This is a genomic window from Paraburkholderia terrae (genome assembly GCF_002902925.1).
GTDB classification, from domain to species: domain Bacteria; phylum Pseudomonadota; class Gammaproteobacteria; order Burkholderiales; family Burkholderiaceae; genus Paraburkholderia; species Paraburkholderia terrae.
Genome location: NZ_CP026112.1, coordinates 1,114,511 through 1,132,052, shown reverse-complemented (window position 1 = coordinate 1,132,052; position 17,542 = coordinate 1,114,511). Strand labels below are relative to the sequence as shown.

20 protein-coding genes are annotated in these 17,542 nt (G+C 62.0%); 9 read left to right on the top strand and 11 right to left on the bottom strand.

Going from position 1 to position 17,542, the window contains the following annotated elements; translation table 11 throughout:
• Window positions 1–37: 37 nt before the first annotated feature.
• Complete coding sequence (locus C2L65_RS21315; RefSeq protein ID WP_042313950.1) at window positions 38–1,051, bottom strand: aldo/keto reductase; 1,014 nt, start codon at window positions 1,049–1,051, stop codon at window positions 38–40.
• 154 nt (window positions 1,052–1,205) lie between these two features.
• On the opposite strand from C2L65_RS21315, the gene C2L65_RS21310 reads away from it, so the two are divergent.
• Window positions 1,206–2,117, top strand: a complete 912-nt coding sequence (locus C2L65_RS21310) for a LysR family transcriptional regulator (RefSeq protein WP_042313946.1) — start codon at window positions 1,206–1,208, stop codon at window positions 2,115–2,117.
• A 16-nt stretch (window positions 2,118–2,133) separates the two neighbouring features.
• Here C2L65_RS21310 and C2L65_RS21305 read toward each other — a convergent pair whose 3' ends face one another.
• From C2L65_RS21305 to C2L65_RS45590, 3 genes are all read right to left on the bottom strand, one after another.
• Window positions 2,134–2,397: a DUF2164 domain-containing protein gene (locus C2L65_RS21305; protein WP_042314004.1), complete on the bottom strand. Its 264-nt coding sequence runs from the start codon at window positions 2,395–2,397 to the stop codon at window positions 2,134–2,136.
• Between the two features lie 112 nt (window positions 2,398–2,509).
• Complete coding sequence (locus C2L65_RS21300) at window positions 2,510–3,331, bottom strand: alpha/beta fold hydrolase (protein WP_042313944.1); 822 nt, start codon at window positions 3,329–3,331, stop codon at window positions 2,510–2,512.
• 230 nt (window positions 3,332–3,561) lie between these two features.
• A complete protein-coding gene (locus C2L65_RS45590) occupies window positions 3,562–3,762 on the bottom strand; it encodes a hypothetical protein (protein WP_007739182.1) in 201 nt (66 codons plus the stop codon).
• A gap of 339 nt (window positions 3,763–4,101) precedes the next feature.
• On the opposite strand from C2L65_RS45590, the gene C2L65_RS21290 reads away from it, so the two are divergent.
• Together C2L65_RS21290 and C2L65_RS21285 are read left to right on the top strand one after the other, a co-directional pair.
• The gene (locus tag C2L65_RS21290) at window positions 4,102–5,292 is read left to right on the top strand and encodes a polysaccharide pyruvyl transferase family protein (RefSeq protein WP_042313941.1); all 1,191 of its coding nucleotides are present in this window, start codon (window positions 4,102–4,104) and stop codon (window positions 5,290–5,292) included.
• Window positions 5,293–5,459: 167 nt separating this feature from the next.
• Window positions 5,460–6,932: a sensor domain-containing diguanylate cyclase gene (locus C2L65_RS21285; RefSeq protein ID WP_042313939.1), complete on the top strand. Its 1,473-nt coding sequence runs from the start codon at window positions 5,460–5,462 to the stop codon at window positions 6,930–6,932.
• Between the two features lie 22 nt (window positions 6,933–6,954).
• Here the strand turns inward: C2L65_RS21285 and C2L65_RS21280 are convergent, their stop codons facing one another.
• The gene (locus C2L65_RS21280) at window positions 6,955–7,269 is read right to left on the bottom strand and encodes a VOC family protein (RefSeq protein WP_042313937.1); all 315 of its coding nucleotides are present in this window, start codon (window positions 7,267–7,269) and stop codon (window positions 6,955–6,957) included.
• A 141-nt stretch (window positions 7,270–7,410) separates the two neighbouring features.
• On the opposite strand from C2L65_RS21280, the gene C2L65_RS21275 reads away from it, so the two are divergent.
• Window positions 7,411–7,803 (top strand): VOC family protein, encoded by a 393-nt coding sequence (locus C2L65_RS21275; protein ID WP_042313934.1) that lies wholly within the window; start codon window positions 7,411–7,413, stop codon window positions 7,801–7,803.
• A 22-nt stretch (window positions 7,804–7,825) separates the two neighbouring features.
• On the opposite strand, the gene C2L65_RS21270 is transcribed toward C2L65_RS21275, so the two are convergent.
• Window positions 7,826–8,806, bottom strand: coding sequence for an AraC family transcriptional regulator (locus C2L65_RS21270; protein ID WP_007746376.1), 981 nt, complete (start codon window positions 8,804–8,806; stop codon window positions 7,826–7,828).
• 368 nt (window positions 8,807–9,174) lie between these two features.
• Between C2L65_RS21270 and C2L65_RS21265 the strand changes: the two genes are divergently transcribed.
• From C2L65_RS21265 to C2L65_RS21245, 5 genes are all read left to right on the top strand, one after another.
• Window positions 9,175–10,227, top strand: a complete 1,053-nt coding sequence (locus C2L65_RS21265) for an NAD(P)-dependent alcohol dehydrogenase (protein WP_042313931.1) — start codon at window positions 9,175–9,177, stop codon at window positions 10,225–10,227.
• A gap of 189 nt (window positions 10,228–10,416) precedes the next feature.
• Window positions 10,417–11,376 carry a LysR family transcriptional regulator gene (locus C2L65_RS21260; RefSeq protein ID WP_042313998.1) on the top strand — a complete coding sequence of 320 codons (960 nt, stop codon included), beginning with the start codon at window positions 10,417–10,419 and terminating at the stop codon, window positions 11,374–11,376.
• A 96-nt stretch (window positions 11,377–11,472) separates the two neighbouring features.
• Window positions 11,473–11,955 (top strand): type VI secretion system tube protein TssD, encoded by a 483-nt coding sequence (tssD, locus tag C2L65_RS21255; RefSeq protein ID WP_042313927.1) that lies wholly within the window; start codon window positions 11,473–11,475, stop codon window positions 11,953–11,955.
• A gap of 13 nt (window positions 11,956–11,968) precedes the next feature.
• The gene (locus tag C2L65_RS21250) at window positions 11,969–12,451 is read left to right on the top strand and encodes a DUF2778 domain-containing protein (RefSeq protein ID WP_042313926.1); all 483 of its coding nucleotides are present in this window, start codon (window positions 11,969–11,971) and stop codon (window positions 12,449–12,451) included.
• Window positions 12,448–12,735, top strand: coding sequence for a hypothetical protein (locus tag C2L65_RS21245; RefSeq protein WP_156132376.1), 288 nt, complete (start codon window positions 12,448–12,450; stop codon window positions 12,733–12,735). Before C2L65_RS21250 ends, C2L65_RS21245 begins: the two co-directional genes overlap by 4 nt.
• A gap of 70 nt (window positions 12,736–12,805) precedes the next feature.
• Here the strand turns inward: C2L65_RS21245 and C2L65_RS46645 are convergent, their stop codons facing one another.
• From C2L65_RS46645 to C2L65_RS21220, 5 genes are read right to left on the bottom strand one after another with little or no spacing between them, the layout of a single operon-like run.
• A complete protein-coding gene (locus C2L65_RS46645; RefSeq protein ID WP_042313919.1) occupies window positions 12,806–13,096 on the bottom strand; it encodes a hypothetical protein in 291 nt (96 codons plus the stop codon).
• Window positions 13,097–13,105: 9 nt separating this feature from the next.
• Complete coding sequence (locus tag C2L65_RS21235; RefSeq protein ID WP_042313918.1) at window positions 13,106–13,591, bottom strand: dihydroneopterin aldolase; 486 nt, start codon at window positions 13,589–13,591, stop codon at window positions 13,106–13,108.
• A complete protein-coding gene (locus C2L65_RS21230; RefSeq protein WP_007577911.1) occupies window positions 13,588–14,238 on the bottom strand; it encodes a sarcosine oxidase subunit gamma in 651 nt (216 codons plus the stop codon). Before C2L65_RS21230 ends, C2L65_RS21235 begins: the two co-directional genes overlap by 4 nt.
• Window positions 14,228–17,227 carry a sarcosine oxidase subunit alpha family protein gene (locus C2L65_RS21225; protein WP_042313916.1) on the bottom strand — a complete coding sequence of 1,000 codons (3,000 nt, stop codon included), beginning with the start codon at window positions 17,225–17,227 and terminating at the stop codon, window positions 14,228–14,230. The genes C2L65_RS21230 and C2L65_RS21225 overlap by 11 nt, the downstream gene beginning before the upstream one ends.
• Window positions 17,224–17,523, bottom strand: a complete 300-nt coding sequence (locus tag C2L65_RS21220; protein ID WP_042313995.1) for a sarcosine oxidase subunit delta — start codon at window positions 17,521–17,523, stop codon at window positions 17,224–17,226. The genes C2L65_RS21225 and C2L65_RS21220 overlap by 4 nt, the downstream gene beginning before the upstream one ends.
• Window positions 17,524–17,542: the final 19 nt, after the last annotated feature.

Genomic DNA, 17,542 nt, shown 5'->3' with positions numbered 1-17,542 from the left:
CATCTGCTTTGCAGCGATAGCGTCGACGTTCAACGCATCAATGCGCGCCGCCCTTCTCGCTGTCGAGATTCGCCATCTGCGCAGCCGCATAGCGTTCACCCGCTGCCGCGCCCTTCGGCACCGCTTTCTCGATCGCGGCAAGCTCTTGCGCGTCGAGCGTCACGTCAAGCGCGCCGAGCGCTTCCGTCAACCGCTCGCGCCGCCGCGCGCCGACCAGCGGCACGATGTCATCGCCTTGCGCGGCGACCCACGCAATCGCGATCTGCGCCACCGACACGCCCTTGCTATCCGCCACCTTGCGCAGCGCATCGACGAGCGCGAGGTTGCGCTCGGCGTTCTCGCCCTGGAAGCGCGGGCTCATCGCGCGAAAATCGCCCTTGCCCGCCGAGTCTTTCTGCCAGTGTCCGCTGATCAACCCGCGCGACAGCACGCCGTAAGCCGTCACGCCGATGCCGAGTTCGCGCAGCGTCGGCAGGATTTCGTCTTCGATGCCGCGCGAAATCAGCGAGTACTCGATCTGCAAATCGCAAATCGGCGTGACGGATGCCGCCTTGCGAATCGTCGCCGCGCCGACTTCGGACAGGCCGACATGCCGCACGAAGCCCGCCTTCACCATCTCCGCGATGGCGCCGACGGTGTCTTCGATCGGCACATTCGGATCGAGCCGAGCCGGACGATAGATGTCGATATGATCCACGCCGAGTCGCTGCAACGAGTACGCGAGGAAATTCTTCACGGCTATGGGGCGCGCGTCGTACCCCGACCAGCCGCTCGCCGGATCGCGCATCGCGCCGAACTTCACGCTGACGAGTGCATTGTCGCGGCGCGACGCGGGTGCGCTCCTGAGCGCTTCGCCGAGCAGTATCTCGTTATGGCCCATGCCGTAGAAGTCGCCCGTATCGAACAGCGTGATGCCCGCCTCCAGCGCCGCGTGGATCGTCGCGATGCTTTCGGCGCGGTCCGCCGGTCCGTACATGCCCGACATGCCCATGCAGCCGAGGCCGAGCGCCGAACTCGCCGGACCTGTCTTGCCAAGTTGCAGTTGCTTCATCTGAGTGCTCTCCGTGGATTCGTTGAAACGTCTGTCGCGCCTTGACGGCTTCGCGGGTCGAACACGCTGCGCGACGCTCGAGACGCAGTATCTGCGCAAACCGAGCGTGCGATAATCCCACTCAATCCGAATGCCCCGTGCGGAATTCCGAACAATGGTCGAACCCGATCTAAGCGATCTGAAAGCCTTCGTCGCCGTCACCGCCGCGCGCGGCTTCCGCAACGCCGCCTCCACGCGCGGTGTGTCGGCGTCGTCATTGAGCGAAGCCGTGCGGCGCCTCGAGCAGCAACTGGGCGTACGCCTGCTGAACCGCACCACGCGCAGCGTGACGCCGACGGAAGCCGGTCAGCGCCTGTTCGAGCGGCTCGCGCCCGCATTCGGCGAAATCTCGACGGCGCTCGATGCGATCAACGTGTTCCGCGACAGTCCCACTGGCACGCTACGGCTGAACGTGCCGTCGATCGCCGCTCGCGAAGTTCTGCCCGCGCTGCTGTCGCGCTTTCTGGCCGAACACCCGGGCATCACCATTGACGTCGCGTCGAACGACACCTTCATCGATATCCTCGCGGCCGGCTTCGACGCGGGCATCCGCTACGACGAACGCATCGAGCGCGACATGATCGCCGTGCCCATCGGTCCGCCAATGCAGCGCTTCGTCGCCGCCGCGTCACCCGCCTATCTGAAACAGCATGGCGAGCCGAACCACCCCGATGAACTGGTGCGGCACGCGTGCATCGGCCATCGCTTCGAAAGCGGGGTGCTGGCCGTGTGGGAGTTCACGCGCGGCGACGAGGCCGTGCGGATCGTGCCGAATGGGCCGCTCATCGCGTCCGTGATCGATATCGAGCGGCGTGCGGCTGTCGACGGGCTTGGCATCGTCTATTCGTTCGACGAACTCCTGCGCCCCGCGCTCGACGACGGCACGCTCGTGCCGATCCTGCACGACTGGTGGCAATCGTTCACCGGGCCGCGTCTCTACTACGCGAGCCGCGAGCACATGCCCGCGCCGCTGCGCGCCTTCGTCGACTTCGTGCTGCGCGACAATCGCAGCCGCGACGCGGCATGAAGCGCGCAGACGCGGCTCAGCGCCGCTTGCCGTATTTCTTCCAGTAGCCGAACGCGTCTTGGTGACACTCGATATCGAGTTCCGCCACCCGCGCGTGCATGCGTTCCTGCGCGTCCTGCACGGCGAGGTTGTAGATCACCGGGCCGATTTCCTCGACGAAGAAGCCGAGCAGCGCGCCCGCCTGGATATTGCCGATCGGCTCGTCCATGTTCTCCGCGAAGTAGCGTTGCAACGAAGCAATCGCTTCGCTGCGCACGTCCTTGTCCAGTTCGATTGTCATGCGTGAGGTCATCCTTTCGTCAGCGGCATCGGGCGATGCAGCACACTGCGGATGAAACAGCAAAGCGGCGCGTCCCGCAAGGGCGCGCCGCTTTCTGCGCATTGCCTGGACTTCAGCTGTTGATGAACGCGAGCAGATCGGCGTTGACCTTGTCGGCTTCCGTCACGCACATGCCGTGCGGCGCACCTTCATAGATCTTGAGCGTCGCGTTCTTGACGATCTTCGCGGACAGCTTGCCCGCTGCGTCGATGGGCACGATCTGGTCGTCGTCGCCGTGCAGGATCAGCGTCGGCACGTCGATCTTCTTCAGGTCTTCCGTATAGTCGACTTCGGAGAACTCGCGGATGCACAGGTAGTGACCGTGAATGCCGCCTGCCATGCCCTGCGCCCAGAACACGTCGATGGTGCCCTGCGAAACCTTCGCGTTCGGCCGGTTGAAGCCGAAGAACGGGATTGCGAGGTCTTTGTAGAACTGCGAGCGGTTGTCGGCGACGCCCTTGCGGATGCCGTCGAACACGTCCATCGGCAGGCCGCCGGGATTCGCTTCCGTCTTCAGCATCAACGGCGGCACCGCGCCGATCAGCACGGCCTTCGCGACGCGCTTCGTGCCGTGCCGGCCGATGTAGTGCGCGACTTCGCCGCCGCCCGTCGAATGGCCGACGAGCGTCGCGCCCTGGATGTCGAGCGCGTCGAGCAGCGCGGCGAGATCGTCGGCGTAGGTGTCCATGTCGTTGCCGTTCGACGGCTGATCCGAGCGGCCATGTCCGCGACGATCATGCGCAATCACGCGAAAGCCGTTTTGCAGCAGGAACAGCATCTGCGCATCCCACGCGTCCGCGTTGAGCGGCCAGCCGTGCGAAAAGACGACGGGACGGCCCGAGCCCCAGTCCTTGTAGTAAATCTGCGTGCCGTCCTTCGTGGTGATCGTGCTCATTCGGTTGCACTCCTTCGGTGGTAACGCATGAAGCCGCCGCGCGGCGGCTGGATCGCTCATTATCGACACCCATGTTACAGGCCGATAAAACATCCTTCAGACGAAGGGGCATCGTTACGGACGAGCGCTGGCGCGGCGCGGTCGATCAGGACGCGCCGTCGCAATGCATGCACGGCGGGCCCGCGGCCCGCTCCGTGCAGTCAGGTGATGAAACTGCGCAATACGCTGCTTCAATGCGCTTCGCGAGGCTGCGTATTGGCCACGGACGCGACGGGTGCATCCTGCGCAACGAGCGTCGGCGTGACGGCCGCGTCGCTGGTTTCCATATCGTTGTGATGCGAGACGACGGCCTTGACGCCCGCTTCCGCGGCAGGCGTCGCGACATAGGGAATGAAGGCCGACACGGCGACGACGATGATGTAGGCGAACATGACAGTTCTCTGCTTCAAGGCATGATGAGACGCACCGGCACGCCGGCGCATTGCAGACTGATCGTCGCCTGCTTCACGGCGAAGCGCGTCGAATGCCTTCACCGGAAAACACGTCTTCCTCGTATTGCGCGTGCCGCTCGCGTGCAGTGCCGCGATGCATGTTCGCGCGGCCAATTGGGAATTGCGTGTACCCTCCGAACAGAATTCAGTGACTTGTATGAAGCTTGGCACCGATATAACCGACGACCGGTTAATTCGATTCGTAGGGCATGGAAATGCGAAAGTCAACTCGCGATCGTGCCATACGTGGCGCGTGCCAAGTAATGGCGGAAAAGATCGATGAGTGCGCATCCATTACCCGTCGTACTGTTCGGCGCGTTCGACCGGCACAACTTCGGCGACATGCTGTTTCCTCATGTCGTTGCGCGCATGCTCGCGGGTCGCGAAGTGCGTTTCGCGGGACTCGTGGCGCGCGATCTGCGCGCGCAAGGCGGGCATCGCGTTCAGGCACTTCGACAGTTGCACGAACGTGCGGTCGATCTGCTTCATGTCGGCGGAGAGATTCTCGCCTGCGATGCGTGGGATGCCGCTGTGATGCTGCAATCGAACCAGGACGCGCAACGGATCATCGCGTCGCAGCAGCACGATCGATCAGAATGGACGCAACACATGCTCGGCACGCGCGAGCTTGCGCCGTATGTCGTGTCGAACGATGCATGGCCGCGCGCCACACGGGTTCTGTTCAATGCGATCGGCGGCGTGACGCTCGATGAGCGCGACGACAGGATGCGCGACGAAGTGCTCACCAAGCTCGCACGCGCCGACGTTATCAGCGTGCGCGACCTCCACACTCAGGCGTTGCTCGCGAAGTCGGGCATCGAAGCGCGGCTCGCGCCCGATTGCGCGGTGATGGTCGCCGAACTGTTCGGCGACACGATCCGCGCGCATGCATCGAAGCAGGCCGTTGCGCGGATACGCGAAGCCGCACCGAGCGGCTATCTGGCCGTGCAATTCAGCGCCGACTTCGGCGACGACGCGACGCTCGAACAGATCGCCGCGCAACTGGATCAAGCCGCGCACGCGCATGACCTCGCTATCGTGTTCTTCCGCGCAGGCGCGGCGCCGTGGCACGACGATCGATCGTGCTTCGAGCGTACGGCTGCGCGCATGCGCGCGCCGTCCGTTCATCTCTTCGATTCGCTGAATATCTGGGACATCTGCGCGCTGCTTGCGCACAGCCGCGGCTATATCGGCAGCAGCCTGCATGGCCGGATCGTCGCAATGGCGCACGCGTTGCCGCGCATCAATCTGCTGCACGACCGAGACTTCGCGCGGCCCTGCAAGCAGACGGCTTTCGCGCAAACGTGGGAAGAAGCGGACCAGCCCATCGCCGTGAACGTGAGCGGGATTGCTGAAGGAATCGATAACGCATTGTCCGTCGATCCAGACCGACTGAAGCAGACCGCGGCGCGGCTCGCCGCACTTTGCCGCGATGCGTTTCAAACAGCTGTTTCAGGGCTAGGGAGATAGGCACGCGTCGCTTCGATTCAAGCTCCGCCCAACGCCTGCAGAATCGCCGCTATGTGCCGTTATAACGGTTGCGGCCGCATCCGGCCGAGCCGATACCGGACGCCCGACATTTTCTCCGGGCCCAATTGGCACCGTAGAATAGCGAGAAATTCGATTCTGGACCTGTCATGCCCAACCACCCTGGCCCGCGCTCCACAGCCGACGACGACTCGGAAATGTTCGATCTCGCGCCCGTCGCGCTCTGGCTCGAAGACTTCAGCGGCGTGAAGGCGCTGTTCGAAGACTGGCGCGCGCAAGGCGTGACGGATCTGCGCGCGCACATCGGCGAGGACATCAAGCGCGTGGCCGAGTGCGCAAGCCGCATCCGCGTCATCAAGGTCAACCAGCAGACGCTGTCGCTGTTCGAAGCCGCGGATTTCAGCGCGCTGACGGACAACCTGTCGGCGGTCTTTCGCGACGACATGCTGAAGACGCACCTGGAAGAGCTGTGCCAGCTATGGTCCGGCCAGCCTCACTTCACGAGCCAGACAGTCAACTACACGCTGGGCGGCCGGCGCCTGGACGTGCTGCTCAAGGGCAAAGTGCTGCCGGGTCACGAGGAACGCTGGGACCGGGTGCTGGTATCGACCGAAGACATTACGGAACTGGAAGGGGCGCGCCATCGCGTGACGGCGGCCGAACAATACGTGCGCGGGCTGTTCGAGTATTCGCCCGTGTCGCTGTGGGTCGAGGATTTCAGCGCCGTCAAGCATCTGCTCGACGACGCACGCGCGGCAGGCATCACCGATTTCCGCACCTTCACCGACGTACATCCGGAGTTCGTCGAGCGCTGCATGGCCGAGATTCATGTGCTCGACGTCAACCAGCACACGCTGGAGATGTTCGCTGCGCCCGACAAGAAGACGCTGCTGTCGCGCCTTCCCGAAGTGTTCCGCGACGACATGCGCCCGCATTTCCGCGAGCAGCTGATCGACCTGTGGGACGGCAAGCTGTTCCAGCAGCGCGAAGTGCTCAACTATTCGCTCGAAGCGAATGAGGTACACGTGCATCTGCAGTTCTCCGTGCTGCCGGGACACGAGCGCACGTGGGACCTCGTGCTCGTCGCGCTCACCGACATCACCGCGCGCAAGAAGGCCGAAGCGTATCTGGAGTTCCTCGGCAAGCACGATGTGCTGACCAAGCTGCGCAACCGCTCTTTCTATGTGGATGAACTGAACCGGCTCGAACGCAAGGGGCCATTCCCGGTGACGGTCATCATGGCCGACCTCAATGGCCTCAAGCGCGTGAACGATCAGCTCGGCCACGCGGCGGGCGACGCGCTGCTGCGCCGCGCCGGAGAAGTGCTCGCAAAAGCGATGGAGACGCCGTTCAATGCGGCGCGCATCGGCGGCGACGAGTTCGCGGTCCTGCTGCCCGGCACCGACGAGCGCGGCGGCGCGACGATGATCGAGACGATCCGCCAGCTGGTAGATCTGAACAACCAGTTCTATCCGGGCTCGCCGATCAGCTTCTCGATGGGGATGGCGACCGTGCAGCGCGGCGAACGGATCGAGGCTGGCGTGCAGCGCGCCGACCTGCTGATGTATGAGGAAAAGCGCGCGCATTACGTAACGCAGGAAGCGAGCGGCGCGCAGAAGTAAGCTTGTGTGTTTCTCGACGTAGTCAGCTTTTCACGGGCACGCCGTACGTACTGACGATGCGTCTGTCCTGTTCGGCCGCGGAGAACAACTCCCATTCGAGCCCGTTCACGTCGGCGCTGCTCGAATAGCCTTCGACCGCGTCGTCCTCGAAGCCGACATGGCGCAACTGCCCTGCTTTTTCGGGTTTTTCGTTGATCGAGAAGTTGAGCAGATCGGTGCGCCACATCGCGTACTGACCCGGCACGACAGCCGAGGGCGGTTGTCCGAGACGCTCGCTATAGTCAGTGATCGATTCGTCGAGATTGGCAACGGCGAGCGCGATGTGAAAACGCTTCATGATGGTGGGCTCCGTGAGTGATCTTTGAATAGACAGCGCAGCCATCGTAACCACCACGCAAAAGCGTAGCCAGATCAGCAGTCATGCTGGTATCGGCGTTACCTGCCTTGCCCGATTGCCGCCTGAAAGGAGCCGTATTCGATGCTTTCTCACGTATTCATCGGCGTCAACGATTTCGAGCGGGCGTTTGCTTTCTATTCGGCGGTGCTCGCCGAATTGGGACTCGTACTGAAGTTTCGCGAGGACGACAGACCCTGGGCGGGATGGATGAAGCCGGGCGTCGCGCGGCCGCTGTTTCTCGTCGGCAAGCCGTTCGACGCCGCGCCGGCCGTTGCGGGCAATGGGCATATGGTCGCGCTGCTGGCGGCGGACCGTGTCACCGTCGATCGCGTGCATGCGACGGCCCTTGCGCATGGCGCAGCGTGCGAAGGGCCGCCAGGGCTTCGCCCCGAATATCACGCGAATTACTACGGCGCGTACTTTCGCGATCTCGACGGCAACAAGCTTTGCGTGTGCTGCCACGACGCCATGTGACAGCATCACTTCGTGCGCCGCTTCAGTTCGTCGTCACGTACTTCGGGACGGCGCGTTGCGGCTGAGGCGGCACGACGGGGTCCAGCGTGCCGCGCATGCGCTTCACTTCATCGACGGGACTCAGGCCAAACAGACGCTTGAATTCGCGGCTGAACTGCGACGCGCTTTCATAACCGACGCGCGCCGCCGCCGCGCCCGCGTTCAGTCCGTCCTGCACCATCAAGAGACGCGCGTGATGCAGACGCGTCGTCTTCACATACTGCATCGGTGAAGTCGACGTGACGTTCTTGAACTGCGCGTGAAAGACCGCGAGGCTCATGCCCGATTCGCGCGCGAGCGTCTCGACGTCGAGATCGCCGTCGTACTCGGTGTGAATGCGGCGCAATGCCTTCGCGATACGGCCGAAGTGATGCTGATGCGTGAGCGCCGCGCGTATCGCGTTGCCCTGCACGCCCGTCAGCACGCGATAGCAGATCTCGCGCACGATCGACGGCGCGAGAATCCGCGCGTCGACAGGCGAGACCAGCGCTTCGAGCAGACGCAGCACGGCGTCGCTTAGCGGCTGGTCTAGCGGCGTCGAGTAGATACCGCGCGGCTCGCTGTCGACGGCGCCGTGGGTTTCGTTGAGCAGCATCAGCAACTCGGCGACCATCGTTAGATCGACACGAACCGAAATGCCGAGGAACGGCTCGTCGACGCTCGCCTCCGTCTCGCATTCGAACGGCAGCGGCACGGACAGCACGAGATACTGCTGCGCGTCATAAATGTACGCGTGATCGCCGAGGTAACCGCGTTTGCGGCCCTGGCAGACGATCACGATGCTCGGCTCGTACATCACCGGGCGGCGCGGCATCGGATGGTTTGCGCGCAGGAACTTGACGCCTTCGAGCGGCGCGTCCGTCATGCCCTCGGCGGGCGCGAGCGTACGCAGCAACTCGACCATGCGCTGCTGCGGCGAGCGCTCCGCGTGGGGCGCGCTATTTGAAAGTTTTGTGTCGGACATGATGAAATCCATTCGGCGAAAACATGTGCCGCCAGAGAATATGGCTTGAAATCTAGCATTAAATGGCCTACGACGGACGGCTCCAGGAGAAATAGGCAAGCCTTCAAGACGTTCAGGTATTCCCTGGGAGGCGCCCGGTCCCTAACATGGGAACCCTGTCGCAAAGCCCGCTGCCTGTCCGCGACACACCGTCCGGCGCCTCGCACGAGGCCTGCCAACCTTGCGTTGCCGCTTGCATGCAGCGCTTACGCCTATCGGACGGACCTCACGGCGGACATTCCGCGTGCCTCGGCGCACGACAGATTCAACCGCCGCGCGAGCATGCTGCGCGGCGCCTCGCGCAATTGCATCTACAAGCTGGAGCCCTCATGTCCACGACCTACGCCTATGCCGCAACCGACGCGCAATCGAAACTCGCGCCGTTCGAATTTCAGCGTCGCGACCTGCGCGAACACGATGTACAGATGGAAGTCCTGTTTTGCGGGGTCTGTCATTCGGACCTGCACCAGGCACGCAACGAATGGAAGAACACGATTTTCCCCGTCGTCCCGGGCCATGAGATCGTCGGCCGTGTGACGAAAGTTGGGTCGCAAGTATCGAAGTACAAGGTCGGTCAGCTGGTCGGCGTCGGTTGTCTGGTCGATTCGTGCCGCACGTGCCCGAGTTGCCAGGAAGGCCTCGAACAGTATTGCGAGAACGGCTTTGTCGGCACGTACAACGGCAACGACAAGCAGACGGGCGCCGTGACGTACGGCGGCTATTCGACGCAACTCGTCGTCGATGAAGAATTCGTGCTGCGCGTGCCGGAGAACCTTGATCCCGCTGGCGTCGCGCCGCTGCTGTGCGCGGGCATCACGCTGTATTCGCCGCTGCGCACGTGGGGTGCGGGGCCGGGCAAGAAGGTCGGCATCGTCGGATTGGGCGGCCTCGGCCACATGGGCGTGAAGATCGCGCACGCGATGGGCGCGCATGTCGTGCTGTTCACGACGTCGGCATCGAAGATCGAAGACGCGAAACGCCTCGGCGCGGATGAAGTGGTGATCTCGAAGAACCCGGCGGAGATGGAAGCGCATGTGAACAGCTTCGATCTGATCGTCAACACGGTCGCGGCGCAGCACGATCTGAATCCGTTCATCAACCTGTTGAAGCGCGATGGCACGCTGACGCTGGTGGGTGCGCCGGAGCACGATCATCCGTCACCGCAGGTATTTAACCTGATCATGAAGCGCCGTCGTCTGGCGGGATCGTTGATCGGCGGCATAGCCGAGACGCAGGAAATGCTGGACTTCTGCGGCAAGCACGGCATCACGTCTGACATCGAGATGATTCAGATGCAGCAGATCAATGAAGCATATGAGCGCATGTTGAAGAGCGATGTGAAGTACCGCTTCGTCATCGATCTCGACTCGCTCCGCAAGTAACGGGCAGCAGGACCCAACCGCTTTACCCCTTCCATCCAGGCCGCGCAGGACGGCGGCCTGTCCCTGCTTCCCGCCTCGCATCAGTCATTGCATGTGCCGTAGCGGCGCGCCTCCCTACCGGGACGGGGTGTGCCGTGGTGTTTTCCGCTCGTTGTCATTTTCTGGAATGTCCCGTTCTTGGAGAGTTCCGTGATCGATCGTATCCAGGCGATGCGCACGTTCATGCGTATCGTCGATACCAATAGCTTTACACGCGCCGCTGAGTCTCTCGAGATTCCGCGCGCGACGGCAACAACGATTGTTCAGAATCTGGAAGCGCTGCTTGGTACTACGTTGCTTGTGCGTACGACGCGGCGTCTTAATCTCACGCCTGAAGGCGCTGCTTATTACGAGCGCTGCGCGCAGATTCTCGCCGATATCGATGAGATGGAAGCGACGCTGCGTCAGACGCTCGATAATCCCAGCGGGCGTTTGCGGGTCGAAATGCCTGGGGCTGTTGCGACTTCTATTGTGCTGCCCGCGCTTGATGATTTTCACGAGCGTTATCCGGGGATTGATCTTGCGATTGGTGTGAGTCATCGCAATGTCGATCTTGTCGGTGAGGCTGTGGATTGCAGTATTCAACTTGGTGAGTTGCCGGATTCAGGGCTGGCTGCGAAGCGGCTTGGGTCACTGGAGCACGTGACGTGTGCTAGCCCGGCTTATCTTGAGCGATATGGGATGCCTGAGAGTCTTGATGATCTTTCTGGGCATGTCGCCGTGAACTGTATGTCGATGATTACCGGGCGTGCTGTGGACTTCGATTTTGATGTTGGTGGGAGTCCGCTGACTGTGAAAGTGGATGGGTTTATCAAGGTCAGCGATGAACATGCTTACTTGACTTGCGGGCTGCAAGGGCTTGGGTTGATTCAGCCAGCGAGGATTGCTGCGCAGGCTCTATTGGACAAGGGCTTGCTGCGCGAGGTTTTGCCGCAGTGGAAGCCTGTGCCGATGCCCGTTTCGGTTGCTTATGTGAAAGGGCGGCGGGTTTCGCCTCGAGTCAGGGCGTTTGTTGATTGGCTCGCTGAACTGTTTGAACATCAAGGGCATGTTGAGGCGGATTTGTCGCGGGTGAGGATGTTAATTCGGGGTGGGTTGCATGCAGCGTGAATGCGCCCTGTACTTCACAACACTTTTTTTCAATCCGCTCTCCACTCGATGCTAAAAGCCTGATCTCCAATCAAAAAGAAGAAGGAGATCGGCTCTATGGCAATCCCATTGCATCTATGGCTGAAAGATGAACGCGGGGCGGAAATCCGCGGATCGAGTCAGGTAGCTGGACGTGAAGGAAGCATCGAAGTACTGAGCCTCACGCATGGCCTGCACGCGGGTACCGATCACTCGACCGGCAAGCTGATTGGCGGGCGGACGCACCGCCCGCTAACCATAGAAAAGGAGCTTGATCGTTCCTCACCGCTGCTCTACATGGCAATCGCACGTGGTGCGACCTTGCAATCGGCCGAACTCAAGTGGTATCGCATCAACGATGCAGGGCGCGAAGAAGAGTACTTCAACATCTTGCTGCAACAGGTGAAGGTCGTCTCGGTCACACCGAAATTACTCAATATCAAGGAGCAGACTTCAGCCCACCACAATCACTTTGAAGCGGTCGAATTCCGTTACGAGGAAATCACGTGGTGCTATCTCGACGGAAATCTGAAGTTCAAGGATGCATGGAACCTGCTTTGAGGGAGACGACGCAATGCCCGTACACTGTACGTTCTCACTCAATAACCAGGACACATCGGATCTCTGCTGTTCCGGATACGGCACGGTCAAAGCATTTTCCGGTGCGGGGCGTGGGCGGGACAATCCGGATGCAACTGCAATGCCTGATGTCGGCCCTTTGCCGCGCGGGACCTACTACATCGTCGACCGCCAGTCTGGTGGGATGATGGGATGGTTATACGATTGGGCCGGCGAACACGGAATTGGCACGACAGACCGCTCCAAATGGTTCATGCTCTGGAATCCGAGCGGCGGCGACACGACGAACATCAATGGAATCAAACGAGGTTCGTTCCGGCTGCACCCCAGAGGTCCGCTCGGTCTGAGTCACGGTTGCGTAACCGTCCTGTATCCGCCCGACTTTGAATCGCTCGCGCGATATATTCGCGCGCGGCCGCCCGAGCTTCCTGTGCCGGGCGCGGCATTCCGCGCGTACGGCACACTGGAGGTCTGGTGAGACGACTGCTGTCTATCACAATTTTTTTCGCCTGTACCTGTGCCGGCGGCTGGTTGCTGGCGTGCATCGCCACATCGTTTCAGTTCGAGATGCCGGTGTTCCTGTACCACTTCATCCGTCGCTCGATAGCTATCAGCGGCTTTGACAAACTCGACAATCCCGAGGACATTCAAACCCTTGGCCTCTTATGCCTGATCGCGGCGTGCTGGGTATTCGCCGCTCTCACGACGTGGACTGTCATGTTATTCATTCGCCGCCGACAAAGACCTTCGCATCGACTTTGACTTCACGGCACCTCAGTATCGTCGGTTTCGAATGCGTGTGAACGTGTGGAGCGCGACGCCCGGGTTCAGGTCAACCCGGGCACTCGTCGTGTTCATCTACGCTTTGGCGCCCTCTTCTCACCCGCGCCTCCCCCACAACTCTAGCCAGAGTATCCGGACTCATCCGCGCAGCGACACCCCTCACATACTCATGATGCCTGGCATCGAGCACCGCCTCGAGATACTGCGCCTGCAAATACCGAATCAAAGCAATCCGCCGATGCCCAAGCGCAATACTCTGATCGAGCAGCGCGACGGCGGCATCGGCGTCTCCAGCCGCATACGCGCGCTTGACCAGTTCGGACGTTTGCGCACGCGACATATCAACCGTTCAGCCCAAAACCGAAGCCGAAGCCGAAGCCGAAGCCGAAGCCGAATGCGCTTCAAAATCGCCCCGCGTCCAGTCCAGCTCAACCCCAATCCGCTTCGTGCCCTCACGAATCTTGGGCTTATGCAAAGCCAGCGTAATAGCCTCAAGCGCAGGCCACTCCACAAACGAAAGCAGAGCAATCTCAACAGCAAGCGTCTCCAGCATCCGCGTATGCGGCTTCGTAGAAAGAAACTCACTCACGCGATTGCAATACCGCTCATAGTCGATCATCGCGTGCGCGCCCTCCTCCGAAGGCTCGCAGCGATAAGAAAGACTCGCATCAATCACGACAGGCTGTGCCGCAAGATGCTCATGCGCATGAATACCAATTCGCGTCGCCACGACAAGCTCATCGATAAACACACGCCAGCCCTTGCCTCTAGCCGTGCCACGCGCATCAGAAGCAGCACGCATATAAGCCGTCAACGGCTCCTCGAACGGCTTCACGACAGCAGCGGCTCAGCCGCATCGAGCATGATACGAACGAAGTAATCGGCGAAACTACGGCGCACGACGATCTCATACGCATCATCCGCAACAGGCACGAGCACGATCGACGCCTTGAAGTAATGACTCTGCGCACACTGCCCCGGTGCAAGAATGCGGGGATGCAGATCCAGCGGACAGCCGCGCGCAATCACGTCACGCACCTTCTCGCCGCTCACTTCGAGCACCGTCCAGCCGCTGCCGATATCCACTGCCGAAGCAAACTGCCCTTGCAGCGCTTCGACCAGCTTGTCCTCGGCAACAGGCGCCTGAGGTTGCTGCGATCGCACGAGCCATTCGTCGGGCCCGAGCCACAGCACGTCATAGCCATTGCCGCGCGCAACGGTATTGGGCTTCGCCGGCGGACGGCACCCCGTCACGCTCTCGACTGCGCTGAGAAACCCCGCATCACCCACATCGCCACGCAGACTCACAAGATCGCAAAACGCCTTCTCACGCAGATGAAACTTCTTCGACGGCGCGGCCACATGCTTCTTCACCAGTTCACCGACACCAGCAAGCGGCGACTCCTGCCACGGTTGTCCCGCCACCCGGTTCGCGACAGCCGATGTTGCGCCCGGTGCATTGTTCCTAGCTTCATTCCACATGTTGACGCACTCCTTCGGTGTCGTAGAAAACGGGGCTGGCGATCTTCGCGGCGATCTGTTTGCCGCTCGCCAGCGGAATCGTCACGTTTTGCCCCATCTTGTTCAGGCCGCCCTTGACCACGGCGAGCGCGATCGAACGATTCAGAATCGGGCTGTAGTAGCTCGACGTCACGTGTCCAAGCATCGGCGCCGTGTCGCCCTGGAACGGACCGGCGACGATCTGGCTGCCCTCGGGAAGCACCAGCTGCGGGTCGTCGGTGAGCAGGCCGACGAACTGCTTGCGCCCATCCTTCGCGGTATCCGAGCGCGCGAGCGAACGACGTCCGAGGAAGTCCTTCGTCTTCGCGACCAGTCCGCCCATTCCGAGATCGTGCGGCGTAACCGAACCATCCGTATCCTGGCCCACGATGATGTAGCCCTTCTCCGCGCGCAGCACGTGCATCGTTTCCGTGCCGTACGGCGTGATGTCGAACTCAGCGCCCGCTGCCATCAGCGCTTCCCACACCGCGCGGCCCATGTTCGCCGGCACGTTCACTTCGTAGGCAAGCTCGCCCGAGAAGCTGATCCGCATCACGCGCGCCTTCACGCCTGCGACCGTACCGTTGCGATACGACATGAACGGGAATGCCTCGTTGGCGAAGTCGATATCGCTGCAAATCTTCTGCACGACCTTGCGGCTCTTCGGACCGACGACGGCGAACGTCGCCCAGTGATCGGTGACGGACGCGAGGCGCACCTTCATGTCCGGCCATTCCGTCTGCAGCCAGCGCTCCATCCACGTCAGCACGCGCGCCGCGCCGCCCGTCGTGGTCGTCATCATGAAGTGCTGGTCGGCGAGGCGCACGGTCACGCCGTCGTCGAACACCATGCCGTTTTCATCGAGCATCAGGCCATAGCGGCACTTGCCCACTTCGAGCTTGCTCCACGGATTCGTGTACATCCAGTTCAGCAGCTTCGCTGCATCAGGCCCCTGAATGTCGATCTTGCCGAGCGTCGACGCATCGAGAATGCCGACGCTGTTACGCACCGCGAGGCATTCGCGCTTCACGGCCGCATGCAGATCTTCACCGCTCTTCGGAAAGTACCAGGGCCGCTTCCAGTTGCCGACGTCTTCGAACATTGCGCCGTTCTCGACGTGCCATTCATGCACTGCCGTCTTGCGGATCGGATCGAGCAGATCGCCGAGTTCGCGGCCCGCGAACGTGCCGAAAGTCACGGGCGTGTAGTTCGGGCGGAACGTCGTCGTGCCCGTCTCGGGAATCGTCTTGCCGAGCGCATCGGCGAGAATCGCCATGCCGTTGATGTTGCCGAGCTTGCCCTGATCGGTGCCGAAGCCCATCGCCGTATAACGCTTCACGTGCTCGACGGATTCGAAGCCTTCGCGCGCCGCCAGCAGAATGTCCGCCGCCGACACGTCGTTCTGGAAATCGACGAACTGCTTCGGGCCGCGCGCCGCTTCCGCGCGGCTGCCGACCAGCCACAGCGGCTGCAACGGCGACTCGGCGACTTCCGCGGCCTGCGGCACTTGCGGACGCGTCACCGCGTAACCGATCGACTTCACCGCTTCGACGCCAGCATCAACGGCAAGACGCAGACCGCGCGCCAGGCTAAATTCGCCCGCTGCCGCGCCGATGCTCGTTTCCGGCTGCATGCCCTTGCCCGGCACGAAGCACACCTTCGTGTCGTTCCAGTGCGCCTTGCCGCCCGACTGCGCGAAGAGATGCAGCACAGGGCTGTAGCCGCCCGACATCGCGACGAGATCGCACGGCAGGTCCGCCTGCTTCGCACCCGTCTTGCCGTTCGCATACGCGACCACTTCAACCGACGTGACGCGCAGCTTGCCATGCGCCGTCATCACGGCTGCGTTGTTGATGATCTTCACGCCATGACGCCGCGCCGCTGCCTGCAACGCGCCGCTGCCCTGTGCGCGCGGATCGACGACCGTCACGCTCGCGCCGCACGCCTTCATGTCGAGTGCGCACTGGTAGCCCGCGTCGTTGTTCGTAAACACGACAGCATTGCGGCCCGGCAACACGCCAAAACGATGGATATACGTCGAGACCGCCGACGCCATCATCACGCCTGGCAGATCGTTGTTACCGAACACGATGGGACGCTCGTGCGCGCCCGTCGCGAGAATCACACGCTTGGCGCGGACCTTCCACAGCAGTTCGCGCGTGCCCTTGCGCATCGACACGGGCAGATGATCCGTCAGACGCTGCGTCACCGTGACGAGGTTGTGGTCCTGATAGCCGAACGCCGTGCTGCGCGACAGGATCGTCACATCCGGCATGCGCGACAGTTCCGCTTCGATCTTCTCGACCCAGCTCAAAGCCGCGCGTCCGTCGATCTCCGTCTTGCCCGACAGCAGGCTGCCGCCGAGTTCGCGCTGATCGTCGACGAGAATCACGCGCGCGCCGCTCACGGCCGCCGCGTGTGCCGCCGCAAGACCCGTCGGGCCGCCGCCTACCACCAGCACGTCGCAATGCGCGTAGCACTTGTCGTAGCGATCGGCATCGAGCACTTCGGGCGACTTGCCGAGACCCGCCGCTTCACGAATTTTCTCTTCGTACTTCGGCCAGAACTTTGCCGGCCACATGAACGTCTTGTAGTAGAAGCCCGCGGGCATGAAGCGCGAGAACTTCTGGTTGATCGCCATGCGGTCGTGCTCGAGATTCGGCTCGGCATTCACGCTGGTCGCAACGAGCCCCTGATACAGCTCGATTTCCGTCGCGCGCGCATTCGGCACCGTGTATGCGCCGCGCTCCAGTTGCACGACGGCATTCGGTTCGGCGACGTCAGCCGTGACGATGCCACGCGGGCGGTGATACTTGAAACTGCGCGCGACGAAATGCACGCCGTTCGCGAGCAGCGCCGACGCAAGCGTGTCGCCCTGAAAGCCCTGATACGTGCGACCGTTGAACGTGAAGGTCAGCGGAATCGCGCGGTTGATGCGCCCACCGGCGCCGAGGCGGTTCTTCTGGCTCATTGCTTTTTGCCCTCTTGTGCGTCGGCGGACGTGTTGCCCATCTTGAACGTTTCGTAACCTTGAATCTGATAGGTGACGGTGTCACGCGTCGCCATGAACCAGCGTCGGCAGCCCTGCGTGTGCATCCATTGCTCGCGATGCACGCCGCGCGGGTTCTTGCGCATGAACAGGTACTCGCCCCATTCGCGGTCGGTGAGCTTGTCGGTGTCGAGCGGACGTGCAATATCGGCTTCGCCGCCGCAGCTAAATTCGGACTCGGCGCGCGGACCGCACCACGGGCATTCGATTGTCAGCATGATGGTTTCCAGGAAAGTG

What these genes read in the sequence shown, in the direction of transcription:
- C2L65_RS21265 (WP_042313931.1), top strand. Translation starts at nt 9,175, where the DNA reads ATGTCCACGACCTACGCCTATGCCGCAACCGACGCGCAATCGAAACTC.
- C2L65_RS21285 (WP_042313939.1), top strand. Translation starts at nt 5,460, where the DNA reads ATGCCCAACCACCCTGGCCCGCGCTCCACAGCCGACGACGACTCGGAA.
- C2L65_RS21275 (WP_042313934.1), top strand. Translation starts at nt 7,411, where the DNA reads ATGCTTTCTCACGTATTCATCGGCGTCAACGATTTCGAGCGGGCGTTT.
- C2L65_RS45590 (WP_007739182.1), bottom strand. Translation starts at nt 3,762, where the DNA reads ATGTTCGCCTACATCATCGTCGTCGCCGTGTCGGCCTTCATTCCCTAT.
- C2L65_RS21250 (WP_042313926.1), top strand. Translation starts at nt 11,969, where the DNA reads ATGCCCGTACACTGTACGTTCTCACTCAATAACCAGGACACATCGGAT.
- C2L65_RS21300 (WP_042313944.1), bottom strand. Translation starts at nt 3,331, where the DNA reads ATGAGCACGATCACCACGAAGGACGGCACGCAGATTTACTACAAGGAC.
- C2L65_RS21290 (WP_042313941.1), top strand. Translation starts at nt 4,102, where the DNA reads ATGAGTGCGCATCCATTACCCGTCGTACTGTTCGGCGCGTTCGACCGG.
- C2L65_RS21220 (WP_042313995.1), bottom strand. Translation starts at nt 17,523, where the DNA reads ATGCTGACAATCGAATGCCCGTGGTGCGGTCCGCGCGCCGAGTCCGAA.
- C2L65_RS21280 (WP_042313937.1), bottom strand. Translation starts at nt 7,269, where the DNA reads ATGAAGCGTTTTCACATCGCGCTCGCCGTTGCCAATCTCGACGAATCG.
- tssD (WP_042313927.1), top strand. Translation starts at nt 11,473, where the DNA reads ATGGCAATCCCATTGCATCTATGGCTGAAAGATGAACGCGGGGCGGAA.
- C2L65_RS21270 (WP_007746376.1), bottom strand. Translation starts at nt 8,806, where the DNA reads ATGTCCGACACAAAACTTTCAAATAGCGCGCCCCACGCGGAGCGCTCG.
- C2L65_RS46645 (WP_042313919.1), bottom strand. Translation starts at nt 13,096, where the DNA reads ATGTCGCGTGCGCAAACGTCCGAACTGGTCAAGCGCGCGTATGCGGCT.
- C2L65_RS21230 (WP_007577911.1), bottom strand. Translation starts at nt 14,238, where the DNA reads ATGTGGAATGAAGCTAGGAACAATGCACCGGGCGCAACATCGGCTGTC.
- C2L65_RS21315 (WP_042313950.1), bottom strand. Translation starts at nt 1,051, where the DNA reads ATGAAGCAACTGCAACTTGGCAAGACAGGTCCGGCGAGTTCGGCGCTC.
- C2L65_RS21225 (WP_042313916.1), bottom strand. Translation starts at nt 17,227, where the DNA reads ATGAGCCAGAAGAACCGCCTCGGCGCCGGTGGGCGCATCAACCGCGCG.
- C2L65_RS21310 (WP_042313946.1), top strand. Translation starts at nt 1,206, where the DNA reads ATGGTCGAACCCGATCTAAGCGATCTGAAAGCCTTCGTCGCCGTCACC.
- C2L65_RS21305 (WP_042314004.1), bottom strand. Translation starts at nt 2,397, where the DNA reads ATGACAATCGAACTGGACAAGGACGTGCGCAGCGAAGCGATTGCTTCG.